Origin of the sequence: Neobacillus solisequens, from assembly GCF_051233465.1 — a bacterium.
Taxonomy (GTDB): domain Bacteria; phylum Bacillota; class Bacilli; order Bacillales; family Cytobacillaceae; genus Neobacillus.
In genome coordinates this window covers 85,682-97,802 of the sequence record NZ_JBKFGJ010000021.1, presented here as the reverse complement: position 1 = coordinate 97,802, position 12,121 = coordinate 85,682, and the positions used below count along the sequence as shown (strand labels likewise).

The following is a 12,121-nucleotide window of genomic DNA, read 5'->3' as shown; positions in this document are numbered from 1 at the left end:
GTGGCGAAATATACGAAAGACGATATCGTTGCTCGCGCAGCTGAGTTAGCATGCATGATAGCGGAAACAGAAGAAGTGGATTTTTTTAAACGTGCAGAGGCACATATTCATGAAAATCCAAAGGTGAAAACGTTAATTGCTGATATTAAGGGCTTGCAAAAACAAGCTGTTAATCTTCAACATTATGGTAAGCCGGAAGCATTAAAAAAGGTGGAAGAGAAAATGGCTTCCCTTGAACAGGAATTGGATGAAATACCAGTTGTTCAAGAGTTTAAGCAATCACAAGTAGACGTGAATGATCTTCTTCAACTTATTGCTTCAACTATTTCTAATACTGTTACGGATGAAATTATCACTTCCACTGGCGGAGATGTGTTACAAGGAGAAACAGGTGCCAGTTTAAAACATGGCGGCGGATCTTGCGAAGGGCACGACGATTGCGATCACGATCATTAACATGGTAACCAGGCTTTAAGATAAGCCTGGTTTTTTATTGTTTTCATGCTTTGAAATTCCATTCCCAGAACGCACACACCCCAGTTTCCCGCATAGTATGAATCATGACTAAACTTTTAACCAGTATTTGCAAAATTATATATCACACTAGTTTAGACAATCGCATAGGATGAAATGAAACTGAATGAGGAGGGTTCGCGCGAAATGGGAGAATATAGAGAGATAATTACGAAGGCCGTCGTCGCAAAAGGACGTAAATTCACCCAGTCCAATCATACGATTAGCCCGGCACATAATCCAACAAGTATCCTTGGATGTTGGATTATCAACCATAAATACAACGCGAAAAAAGTTGGCAAAACCGTAGAGATTCACGGATCGTATGACATCAACGTTTGGTACTCCTTCAACGATAACACCAAAACGGAGGTAGTGACGGAGCGGGTTCAATATACAGATGTCATCAAATTAAAGTATCGTGACCACGACTGCCTGGATGATAATGAAATCGTTGCACGTGTATTGCAACAGCCAAATTGCACAGAAGCTGTTATTTCACCAAATGGCAATCGCATTATTGTTCATGTCGAAAGAGAATTCCTTGTGGAAGTAATTGGTGAAACGAAGGTTTGTGTTCGGATTAACCCAGAAGGCTGCAAGGAAGATGACGATGAATGGTGCATGGATGTGGACGACGAAGAATTCGAAGAGCTAAATCCCGATTTCTTAGTCGGTGGCGAAGAAGAATAACCATAACTAGGAGGTTTCTACTTCCTAGTTTTTTCTTTTTGGTAAGTCTATTTGATGAATAAGGTTACAACTTTAGTCTGACAAATAGTTGAATTGCCTCCATTATAATGAAGAAAAAAGGGGGAATTCATAATGAAAATTTTCCAATTAACATTAAATTGTTTTCATTTAGAAGAAATGAAAAGGTTTTACACCGATGTACTGGAAATGCATCTTTTGAACGAATCAGTTGACTATTTTTCCGTTATGGCAGGTACAACAAAACTAATATTTGAACGGGATTTGAGTCAACCATTTTATCATATTTGTTTTCGCACAAACGATACTTACTTTGATTATATTTGTGAAAGACTCTCAAGTGGTAATGGTTTATTGTCAGATGAAGAAGGGAATTTTAGTATGTTTTGGGAAGGAAAGCAGGCATATTTCACGGATCCAGATGGAAATATTCTAGAAGTGCTAGAAAGGCCCTTTCATTGGGGGAATGAGAATGCTACTGGCTGGTTTGATGTCGGTGAAATAGGGATGCCGGTCCATTCGATTCACGAGATTCAACAGGATCTCAACTCAACAATTGAATCCACGTTTCAAACTGAGAGTGATTCGTTCTCCTTTTATGGTAATCAAGAAGGAGTATTTGTGATGGTAAAAGAAGGGCGCCACTGGTATCCCACAAAACGCCCAGCAACCATACATCCGATTAAAGCTGTTATTTCGGGGGACCACGAAATGCGATTTAGTCATCCGGTATATCCTTATGAATGGACCGTAAAAAAAGAGTGGAAGGGATCTGTTCCCGCTGTACAATTTCGTGTAGCTCGTCCGACAAATCAAATAGAGAAAATGACAGAATTTTATCAACAGGGACTGGGGTTAAGAAAAATTGGAGAATTTCATGGTCATGAGGGTTATGATGGAGTCATGTTCGGGGCACCGGAATTCCCTTATCATTTAGAATTCACTCAATCTAAAGAGTACATGGAATTACCTAAACCAACCAAAGAGCATTTACTTGTCTTTTATATACCTAATATATTTGAATTAAAAAAAATAGCTATGAGACTTGCAGAAATGGGATTTCATGAAGTAAAGCCTGAGAATCCATACTGGGGAAGAGGTGGTGTTACGATTGAGGACCCAGATGGCTGGAGAGTGGTTTTAATGAATTCAACAGGTATCTAAAAAAGGTGAATGATTAATTGAAAAAGTCCGTAAGCTATTTCTAGGAGGTGAAGAAACATGGAGCCTAAACAGCCTGGAAATAAAAGCTTACCAGATTTTGATCAGTTAAACGACCGATTGATTGCTGAAAGTTCATCCCAGCCAAAGCTTGTAATAAGAACGAATCTAGATCCAAAAGATGTCACTGAAAATAATCCGTACTATCACAGTGATGAGGTAAAAAATCCAAAAGAATTTAAAGACTACTTTGAAGAATAGCAAAGGCCAGGAATTAGTTTACCTGGCTTTTTTCCATTCTGTTTTTAAAAGGGATAGGATGTAGGTGTCTTGCGGCTCCCCATTTTGAAAGATATAACTGCGAAGTAAACCCTCGTTGTTAAACCCCAGTTTTCTTAATAAGGTTAAGGATGGTTCATTTTCCGGGAAAACGATAGCGCCAATCCGGAACAAATCAAGCTGTTCAAAACTATATTTCAAAACACTCGTAATGGCCTCAGAGGTATATCCTTTACGCCAATATGCCGGGTGGAGTTCATAGCCAATCTCCGCACGTTTATTTTTTAGCTGCAATCCGTTAAGCCCTAAAGTACCAATGATTCTTTGTGATTCCTTTAATTTGATTCCCCAGCGAATCCCACGTTTTTCTACAAAATTTTTTCTAAATAATTCAATTAGACTCGCTGCTTCGGCAGGAATGGTAAAACGATCCGTACCGTAGAATTTGATTACCTCCTCCATGGAAAAAATCTCTAACACACAATCGACATGATGATGGGTTAATTCGATTAATTTCAAACGTTCTGTCTCTAAAATGGGAAATTTCACAGTTACACCTTCCTTTGAGAAAATCTCCAATGGTAATTTAAGTGTAATGTCATTACTTCTAAAAATAAAGGGGTATCCCAATGATTATCACTACTTTTAGATCATTAATAAAAGAAATATTTTTATGTTATTAAAATTTGGCAATATTTTGATAAAATAGAAGAAATAGTGTGATCTAAAGGAGTGGAGCCACATGCATTTTCCGTTCTATATTTTTGGCATCCATCCCCATCTCTTATTTGAAAGCCTTTCGTATTTTATCGGATTTCGGGTCTATTTATATACCCGAAATCAGGAAAGAATTCCAATGGATAAGGCCTTGTGGGTAATAGTTGGGGCTACTCTTGGGGCTGCTTTTGGTTCAAAGCTTTTATATTTGTTGGAGGATCCGAAAAGGACTTTTGATAATCTGCACCATTTCGTCTATTTGATTGAAGGAAAAACCATAGTTGGAGGTTTATTAGGTGGATTATTTGGAGTAGAACTTGCGAAAAAGTGCATTGGATGGACCCGGTCTACTGGGGATGATTTCGTTCTGCCATTAACTGTGGGAATGATGATCGGCAGGATTGGCTGCTTTTTAACGGGTTTAAGCGATCATACCTATGGAGTGGAGACCATGTGGCTGACTGGAATAGATTTTGGTGATGGGATCAAACGTCATCCAACCCAACTTTATGAAATGGTCTTCTTGGGCGTGCTGGCTTTTAGTAACTATTTGGTAAAAAAAAGCAAGGTAGGCTGGGAAGGGTTGCAATTTCAATTATTCATGTCGGGATATCTTCTTTTTCGGCTCCTAATCGATTTTATTAAACCAACACCTCATCCCTATTTAGGTTTCAATAATATTCAACTTGCCAGTTTAATAGGAATTGGCTACTATGTTTGGCTGATTATGAAAAAACATACTGCAAAAAGGAGAGGAATCCATGCCTAATCGACCGTATTTATTTTATGAATTAACAAACAGTATTTGTTCAACTTGTTTGAGAAAAGTGGAAGCAAAGGTCATTATTGAAAATGAAAAGGTCTATCTCGTAAAGAATTGTCTGAAGCATGGGCGGGAAAAGGTATTGATATCAACCGATGTTGACTATTATAAGTGGTGTCGTGAATTTATTAAGCCATCAGAGATGCCGTATCGCTGGAACACTCCAATTAAGTATGGGTGCCCATATGATTGCGGTCTTTGTCCCGATCATGAGCAACACAGTTGTTTAACTCTACTTGAGATTACCGAAAGATGCAATTTGAAATGTCCAATATGCTATGCAGAGTCCTCTCCACAAAAAGCGAGCTTCCGAAGTTTGGAGAAAATTGAATACATGTTAGATAATATTATTAAAAATGAACGGCAAGCGGATATTGTCCAGATTAGCGGCGGCGAGCCGACGATTCATCCCCAATTCTTTGACATTCTTGATTTAGCAAAAACACGGCCTATTCGACATATCATGGTGAATACCAATGGTCTTCGAATAGCGAATGATAAGGAATTTGTAAAGAGGCTTGCTGATTATTTACCTGGATTTGAAATTTACCTTCAATTTGACAGTTTCGAAGAGGAAGCATTGAAAGAGCTAAGGGGAGTAGATTTAAGAGAAGTAAGACAAAAAGCAATCGAAAATTTGAATGAATATAATATCTCCACAACATTGGTTGTAACGTTAAAAAAAGGGTTAAACGATCATGAAGTCGGTAAAATTATTCAATACGGCCTAAGCCAGAATTGTGTTCGGGGTGTAACTTTCCAACCTATTCAGGCGGCTGGAAGATTAGAAGAATTTGATCCTGCTGTAAATCGGTTAACTTTAAGTGAAGTTAGGCAGATGATCATTGATCAATCGAACGTATTTAACTCCAAGGATATTATACCAGTCCCGTGCCATCCAGACTGCCTTGCAATGGGGTATGCTTTAAAATTGAATGGGGAGGTTACCCCTCTAACTGGATTAATTGATCCTAATATCTTACTTGAAGGTGAGCGGAACACCATCGTTTTTGAACAAGATGATAGTATAAAGAATATGATTTTTAAATTATTTTCATTAAATCATTCGCCGGCGTCATCAGCGTTGTCGTTAAAAGATCTGCTATGCTGTTTGCCGAAGGTCTCACTTCCGGGACAAATTGGCTATGATAATGTTTTTCGAGTCATCATCATGCAATTTTTAGATGCTTATAATTTTGATGTCCGTTCAGTGAAAAAATCTTGTGTTCATATTGCTCATCCTGATGGAAGAATCATTCCGTTTGATACGTATAATTTATTTTATCGGGATGATAAAGAAGAGGAGCTTTTAAAAATTCATGCGGAGCTAGAGGGAAGGACGTTCATCAATGCCGAATAAATTATGGGAGTGAGGCATTTGAGCCAGAATCATGGAAATAAAGAATCGCTAAAAGATCTTTGGCTTGGGATTGGAATTTCGTTAGGAATCTATCTATTGGGAGTACTAACTTTGTTTATTGGGGGAGCATTCTTTTTTCCGTATTTGTGTATAGCTGCCATGGCATTAATAATCATTCCAATCGTCAGCTTTGTTAAGGGAAGAAAAAGGCTTGGGCAGGGAGCATTAATTGGGCTTGGGTTAAATATTTTATTATTCACAGCTTGTTTTGGAATCATTATTTCCGGTTTTGGCGGATGAAATAAAACAAGTTAATTTGAAGCAGACTCCGTATAAGTAAATGTAAGGAGTCTTTTTTTTGAAAAAAATAACTCAGTTCAGTCCTACTAGTTCGCTGTTAAATAAAAAGTGTATATGGACCTAATGATCTTGTTTTTCCTAATGAGTCAAGTCAAAGACAAAATGGTATAAAGCCCGGTCAGTATCATAATTTTTAAAGAGAAGATTAAGATGGCTAGGAGGGAAAGAATATGGATGACCGTCAATTTCGCACTGCGATGGGAAAATTTGCGACTGGAGTCACTGTAGTAGCAACTGAGGTTGAAGGAAAAATTCACGGGATGACAGCAAATGCATTTATGTCGGTTTCACTAAATCCAAAATTGGTGGTAGTTTCAGTTTCGGAAAAGGCGCATATGCTGGGAAAATTAAAACAAAGCCACCATTTCTCCATCAATATTTTGGCAGACAACCAGCAGGAGATATCCATGATTTTTGCCGGACAGGTGAAAGACAATCGTGAAGTGGTTTTTGATCGTTTGGGGGAGGTGCCAGTTTTACCGGGGGCAATTGCTCAAATTGCCTGTGAAACGACAGCAACACATGTCGAAGGGGATCATACACTATTTATTGGAAAAGTTACTGGCTTGCACGTGGAGGACTTAGAACCGCTGATATATTTTAGCGGAAAATATCGCTCACTAACAAAAGACTCAAATTAAAATAATGGGTGTTATGGAGGAATAATGAAGAAGGTGCCTGGTTGGCATCTTTTTCATTTGGATTACATTTGTATCAGGATCGTTGACTGTTGAAGTCTAGATTACAATCAAATTCAACTTATTCTATGTTTTCTTGAATCCTTATTGGCATTAGCCAAAATCTACTAAACACAGTTAATTATTTATATCTTCTGAAAATTTTAGTATTATTAAGTATAATAAAAATTTTTGGAGAAGGTGTAGAAGAAATGGTTTTACAGCTAGAAGGTGTGAGTTTAAAGCGTGATGGAAAGTGGATTCTGCAAAATGTAAATTGGACCATTAAAAAAGGAGAAAATTGGGTTTTGCTTGGGCAAAATGGATCAGGCAAAACTGCTATTTTGAATTTGTTGAATGCATTTTATTTCCCAACTAAGGGGAATATTTCTGTTTTAGGAATGGAATTTGGTAAAACCTATCTGGGGGAAAAGCTGCGTAAACAAATTGGATTTGTTTCAAGTTCTATACAAGAAAAATTATATTCAAGTGACCCTGCTTTTGAAGTCGTTTTAAGCGGGGCATTTGCTTCGATTGGACTTTATGAAACCCCCACAGATGAGATGCGACAAAAAGCGGTTGGCCTTCTTCGGGACCTTGGGTGTATAGAGTATGCGAACCGAAGCTATGAGACCTTGTCTCAGGGTGAAAAGCAGCGGATTCAAATTGCAAGGGCCTTAATGGCTGATCCAAACATTCTTATTTTGGATGAACCCACTAATGGGCTGGATTTCATAGCTCGAGAACACCTGATGGATTCGATTGAGAAAATTGCAAAGAAACCAGAGGCAGCTACGATTATTTATGTAACCCATCATGTTGAAGAAATTTTGCCTATTTTTAATAAGACCTTATTGCTAAAAAAAGGACAAGTTTTTGCAGCCGGGGAGACGACAGACATGTTATCAAATGAAAGGTTGAGCGATTTTTTTGAAGTCCCTGTCCAAGTGTCATGGCAAAACCAAAGGCCATTGCTTTCTAAACTAGTTTTGAATAAAACCAGGTCAGTTCAAGACTAACCTGGTTTCTCAATCATCTATCTCCAAAAATTCCTTCACTCGCGCAACATAAGGTTCTTTTTCAAATGAATTGTACAAACTACCGGATAACCGTACAGGGTCACCAAAGAAATAACGTTCATATTGTGTTTGTCGCGTTCCGAATGAACTCATCGTGAGTTCCCATGCCAGTCGAAAAATTTTTACACGATCCACTGCATTACAACAGGCTCCTTGTAAGTATTGGTCAAGATCACCCCTGATTTCTGAATTGAAATCTTCTTCCGTTGGCAACGTAATGATACCGCTGGCACCAATAATTTGAATGATTTCACAAAACCTTGGGTAGATTTTGGGGAAAATATTACTAGCAACCTGGAGAGGCAATAGATTTGGCCGCATAAATCCCGAATCATCCAACGCTGCTTCATTCTCTGCTTTTTGTAATAGTGCTTTCATCGTTTCAAGTCCCATAATGATTTCGGATAATTTATTCTTTATGTGCAGGTATTCTCCTATATTGATTGCGTTCACAAGAAGCTCTGCTAGGCCTAATAAAAATTCCGTTTTGACAATTTGTCTAGTGATGACTTGATGAAAGGCATTAGAATGAAAAGAGCTTTGCAGGATAAAGGTATTGGCAACTTCAATATTTTCGTAAAAAAATACCCGCTCCCATGGTACAAGGACATGGTCAAATACCAATAGAGTATCCATTTCTTCAAACCGTGAACTTAAGGGGAAATTAAAGGTCGATTCTCCCCCAACAAAAGATTGGCGGCAAATAAATTTCAATCCCTCTGTATCTGAAGGAATAGAAAATGCAAAAGCAGAATCAAGGTCATATACTCCACCGGCAGAATAAACCAGCACTTCATCTGTTAAACCGCCTTGGGTTGCTAGAAGGCGAGCCCCTTTAATAATGATTCCCTGATCATTTTTTTCAACTACTTTCGCAGAAATCGGTTCTTTTGAGTTTACCCACATCAACTGGGAACGATTGACCTGAGGAGTAATAAATGTATGAGTAAAAGATAAATCTTCTTTCATCGCCCTCTGATAAAGGGCCGTAATATTTTTGGGGAAGCAGTTTTCTTTACTATTTAAATAACTAGCAGAAGAGGCAAACGCCATTACTACTGTATTCATATAATCAGGACTTCTTCCCATCATCCCGTTTGTATTCTTAGCCCAAATCTCAAACATAATCCGTCTTTTAACTAAGTCCTCTATCGTTTTTGGCTGTAAAAAGGAAAGGCTAATTTTATCATTAAACTCAGTAAAGGTTAATTTTTCCGAGAGAACAGAATCATGCTGGAGATCATAAAGAGAAGCCTTGCTTTTGATGATCCCTTTAAATGCTGGGTGTTCTGACAACTTTTCAGTAATTTGCTTGCCATCTATCCAGATATTGGATTTTACTTGATTAATCCGATCTATAAATTGTTTTCCATTAATCGCTCCCACTGTTAACCCTCTCCTTAAAGGAGCCTTTTCATTTTTAAATTTATCTAGCTAGTTCTATTTTATTGCCAACCCTATAAACGAGTTCTACCCAATTAATGTAAAATCAAATAAAGGGCTTTGCTAAAAGATTTCAGAAATTTAGAGGGCCATTATGGTAAAATCCGGGCAAATATTAGAAGAAGCCGATACTCAATTGAAAATAAGGGATCTGTGGAGGAGGAAAATCCCTTTTTGATTTTGGCTGTGTTAAAGAACAGTGTTGATTTTTTACACTCTGTTGATTGTAGCGGAAGGTGCGAAGACTCCTCGAAATGCTAACGCATTTCCTTCGTGCGTGGGCGAAAGCTAGGAAGAAAATCAATGTCCTGTGGGAGTACAGTTCTGGAGAGACCCCGCAGGCGCAAACGCCGAGGAGGCTCGCCGAAACGCCCACGGAAAGCGAAGCACCTGGAGAGGAAATCAACAGACAAGTATTAACAGAGCCTGATTTTTAAAATCAAAAACGTGTAGCGTATAGTTCATTTGTTGTAGCAAAAACTAAAATGTAAAATAAAAAAATGAAGGAGAGAAATCGAATGACGAAATTACTGTACATTACAGCTCATCCCCACGATGATACTCAGTCTTACAGCATGGCAGTTGGGAAGGCATTTATTGACTCATACAAGGAAGTCCATTCAGAACATGAAATTATCAATTTAGATCTATACAAAGAAACGATCCCCGAACTTGATGTTGACGTATTTAGCGGTTGGGGGAAATTGAGAAGCGGTTCAGGGTTTGATGAACTTTCAGCTGATGAGAAAGCCAAGGTTGGTCGACTCTCTGAGCTATGCGATCAATTCGTTTCTGCAGATAAATATGTGTTTGTCACACCTTTATGGAATTTTTCTTTTCCCCCGGTTATGAAAGCTTACATCGATGCGGTATCAGTAGCTGGAAAAACCTTTAAGTATACGGAACAAGGTCCTGTAGGTCTGTTAACCGACAAAAAAGCCCTACATATTCAAGCGCGCGGCGGAATTTATTCTGAAGGGCCAGCAGCCCAGATGGAAATGGGTCATCGCTATCTAGAGGTTATCATGCAGTTTTACGGAGTGCCATCCTTTGAAGGATTATTTGTCGAAGGACATAATGCAATGCCGGATAAAGCGCAGGAAATAAAAGAAAACGCCATTGCTAGTGCGAAGGATATCGCACATACTTTTTAATAATCCAAAGCCCTTAGTTCATTAAATATAAATCATAATTCCCAGGATTGTTAGTCCATTATAAGGGCTAATGATCCTTTTTTATTTACCTAATTTATTGGATGACAAAATGGAATTTAATGAATTCATGTTTAAAGCGTTTAGAAAAATAATGTCTGGATCCGACATCCCATGTATATCTAAACAATTGGATAAATCTACCTTTTTATTTTTTATATTGAAGTATGTAGAAATTTTGAATATCTTTTCCTTTTATTAACATAATACCTAAAAAGGGAGGCTATTCTTGATGAAAAGATTGCAATTTAGAAATAAATCTTTACCGGATAATGATTCCATACAAACAGAGCTATCATTTTCATTAGAGGAAAACTTGTCTCTTTTGCAATATACATTTGCTGATTGCGATGATTTTATCTCTCAAATGGTTCAATTCGATTATATTCAAGGATGTATTTTCTATTTATCAGAAATGGCAAGTGATCATGCCCTGAAGGAAATAGAGCAGGGTCTCACTGATTCCGGTGGCCTGTTGAAGAAGGAGTCTTCCGATGATATTCGAGTATCTATTCGTAATCGTTTCCCGTTTAGCAATATAAATAATGTTAGAAGTTTAGAATCCATCATTGACCATATTTTGATCGGGAACACAGTGCTGTTGGTTGATCAAATCGATCAAGCCTTTTTGTTTTCTACCGTTAAAGAAGCAGGAAGGTCGGTGCAAGAGCCACCCTCGGAATCATTAGTAAGAGGGCCTAGAGAAGGATTTGTGGAAAATATCGGAACAAATTTGATGCTAATTCGCAGGAAGTTGCGAAATCCTTCACTTAAGGTGAGACATTTACGAGTAGGAAGGCAGACCAATACCGAGATAAAAGTGGTTTATATAAAGGGGATAGCTGATGATAAGGTGGTAGACGAAGTAAGCAAGCGGCTTTCTCTTATTGATATTGATGGCATCTTAGAAAGCCATTATTTAGAATCGATAATGGCAGATTCAAGATGGTCCCCTTTTCCAACTGTATATAGCACGGAACGTCCGGATCGGGTATGTGCAAACTTGCTGGATGGTAAGGTTGCAATTTTGACGGATGGAACCCCATTTGTATTAACCGCACCAGCTGTCTTTGTAGAATTTCTTCACTCGAATGAGGATTATTATAATGGCTCTTTAATCGCCACCTTTACCCGATGGATTCGGCTTTTGGGGCTTTTGGTTACACTCATTCTTCCAAGTTTTATTTTGGCCATGAACACGTTTCACCAGGATTTACTTCAAACGCCACTATTGCTTAAAATCGCGGCAAGTCGGGAAGGGTTGCCATATCCGGTTTTGGTAGAAGCCATTTTCATGTTTATAACGTTTGAATTGGTCCGAGAGGCCGGACTTCGGATGCCAAAAGTGTTTGGTGGTGCAGTTATTATTATATTAGGGCTTGTATTGGTCAGCCAAATTGCAGTTCAAGCAGGAATTATCGGGCCAGTAATGGCTATTTCTGTCTCAGTGGCAGCCATGGTTTCGTTTATTTTACCTAACTATGCATTTCATCAAGTGGTTCGGTTATTAGGATTACCCATGCTATTATTAGCAGGATTTTTTGGATTTATGGGGATACTGGTTGGACTAATGTTTGCACTTGCACATTTAGTCAGTTTACGTTCTTTCGGTGTACCTTATTTTTCACCTATCTCCCCTGGTAGAAAAGAAGGATGGAAAGATGTGTTTATAAGGGCTCCATGGTGGGCAATCAAAACACGCCAGCCTGGGTTGGACATAGATAACATACTTCGTACAGGTCCTAATGAAGACAATCCTTAAAGGAAGCTTAAAGAGGGTGATGCCA

At 38.4% G+C, this 12,121-nt stretch carries 12 protein-coding genes and 2 pseudogenes; 12 read left to right on the top strand and 2 right to left on the bottom strand.

Features of this window, described 5'->3' with window-relative positions; translation table 11 throughout:
• The 5 genes and pseudogenes from ACI3K6_RS19890 to ACI3K6_RS19870 all read left to right on the top strand — a co-directional run bounded on the left by ACI3K6_RS19890 (nt 1) and on the right by ACI3K6_RS19870 (nt 2,646).
• Nucleotides 1-456 (top strand): YlbF/YmcA family competence regulator, encoded by a 456-nt coding sequence (locus tag ACI3K6_RS19890; RefSeq protein ID WP_435556198.1) that lies wholly within the window; start codon nt 1-3, stop codon nt 454-456.
• 204 nt (nt 457-660) lie between these two features.
• Nucleotides 661-1,206: an outer spore coat protein CotE gene (locus tag ACI3K6_RS19885; protein ID WP_335475802.1), complete on the top strand. Its 546-nt coding sequence runs from the start codon at nt 661-663 to the stop codon at nt 1,204-1,206.
• A gap of 132 nt (nt 1,207-1,338) precedes the next feature.
• A pseudogene (locus ACI3K6_RS19880) lies at nt 1,339-1,653 on the top strand (VOC family protein); the annotation flags it as partial.
• Nucleotides 1,654-2,007: 354 nt separating this feature from the next.
• Nucleotides 2,008-2,388 (top strand): annotated as a pseudogene (locus tag ACI3K6_RS19875) (VOC family protein); the annotation flags it as partial.
• Between the two features lie 57 nt (nt 2,389-2,445).
• Complete coding sequence (locus ACI3K6_RS19870; protein WP_335475804.1) at nt 2,446-2,646, top strand: hypothetical protein; 201 nt, start codon at nt 2,446-2,448, stop codon at nt 2,644-2,646.
• 18 nt (nt 2,647-2,664) lie between these two features.
• On the opposite strand, the gene ACI3K6_RS19865 is transcribed toward ACI3K6_RS19870, so the two are convergent.
• Nucleotides 2,665-3,213, bottom strand: coding sequence for a GNAT family N-acetyltransferase (locus tag ACI3K6_RS19865; RefSeq protein ID WP_435556197.1), 549 nt, complete (start codon nt 3,211-3,213; stop codon nt 2,665-2,667).
• 193 nt (nt 3,214-3,406) lie between these two features.
• On the opposite strand from ACI3K6_RS19865, the gene ACI3K6_RS19860 reads away from it, so the two are divergent.
• The 5 genes from ACI3K6_RS19860 to ACI3K6_RS19840 all read left to right on the top strand — a co-directional run bounded on the left by ACI3K6_RS19860 (nt 3,407) and on the right by ACI3K6_RS19840 (nt 7,620).
• Entirely contained in the window at nt 3,407-4,150 is a 744-nt protein-coding gene (locus tag ACI3K6_RS19860) for a prolipoprotein diacylglyceryl transferase (RefSeq protein WP_435556196.1), read from the top strand.
• Nucleotides 4,143-5,564 carry a radical SAM protein gene (locus ACI3K6_RS19855; protein ID WP_435556195.1) on the top strand — a complete coding sequence of 474 codons (1,422 nt, stop codon included), beginning with the start codon at nt 4,143-4,145 and terminating at the stop codon, nt 5,562-5,564. The genes ACI3K6_RS19860 and ACI3K6_RS19855 overlap by 8 nt, the downstream gene beginning before the upstream one ends.
• An 18-nt stretch (nt 5,565-5,582) precedes the next feature.
• Nucleotides 5,583-5,864 carry a hypothetical protein gene (locus tag ACI3K6_RS19850; RefSeq protein ID WP_435556194.1) on the top strand — a complete coding sequence of 94 codons (282 nt, stop codon included), beginning with the start codon at nt 5,583-5,585 and terminating at the stop codon, nt 5,862-5,864.
• Nucleotides 5,865-6,094: 230 nt separating this feature from the next.
• The gene (locus ACI3K6_RS19845; RefSeq protein WP_335475815.1) at nt 6,095-6,565 is read left to right on the top strand and encodes a flavin reductase family protein; all 471 of its coding nucleotides are present in this window, start codon (nt 6,095-6,097) and stop codon (nt 6,563-6,565) included.
• 248 nt (nt 6,566-6,813) lie between these two features.
• Nucleotides 6,814-7,620 carry an ABC transporter ATP-binding protein gene (locus ACI3K6_RS19840; RefSeq protein WP_435556193.1) on the top strand — a complete coding sequence of 269 codons (807 nt, stop codon included), beginning with the start codon at nt 6,814-6,816 and terminating at the stop codon, nt 7,618-7,620.
• Nucleotides 7,621-7,629: 9 nt separating this feature from the next.
• Here the strand turns inward: ACI3K6_RS19840 and hpaB are convergent, their stop codons facing one another.
• On the bottom strand, nt 7,630-9,066 hold the full coding sequence (gene hpaB / locus ACI3K6_RS19835) for a 4-hydroxyphenylacetate 3-monooxygenase, oxygenase component (protein ID WP_435556192.1): 1,437 nt from the start codon (nt 9,064-9,066) through the stop codon (nt 7,630-7,632).
• A 575-nt stretch (nt 9,067-9,641) separates the two neighbouring features.
• Here hpaB and ACI3K6_RS19830 point away from each other — a divergent pair.
• Both ACI3K6_RS19830 and ACI3K6_RS19825 read left to right on the top strand, forming a co-directional pair.
• Nucleotides 9,642-10,277: an FMN-dependent NADH-azoreductase gene (locus tag ACI3K6_RS19830; RefSeq protein ID WP_435556191.1), complete on the top strand. Its 636-nt coding sequence runs from the start codon at nt 9,642-9,644 to the stop codon at nt 10,275-10,277.
• A 289-nt stretch (nt 10,278-10,566) separates the two neighbouring features.
• Nucleotides 10,567-12,096: a spore germination protein gene (locus ACI3K6_RS19825; RefSeq protein ID WP_435556190.1), complete on the top strand. Its 1,530-nt coding sequence runs from the start codon at nt 10,567-10,569 to the stop codon at nt 12,094-12,096.
• The last annotated feature ends 25 nt before the right edge of the window (nt 12,097-12,121 follow it).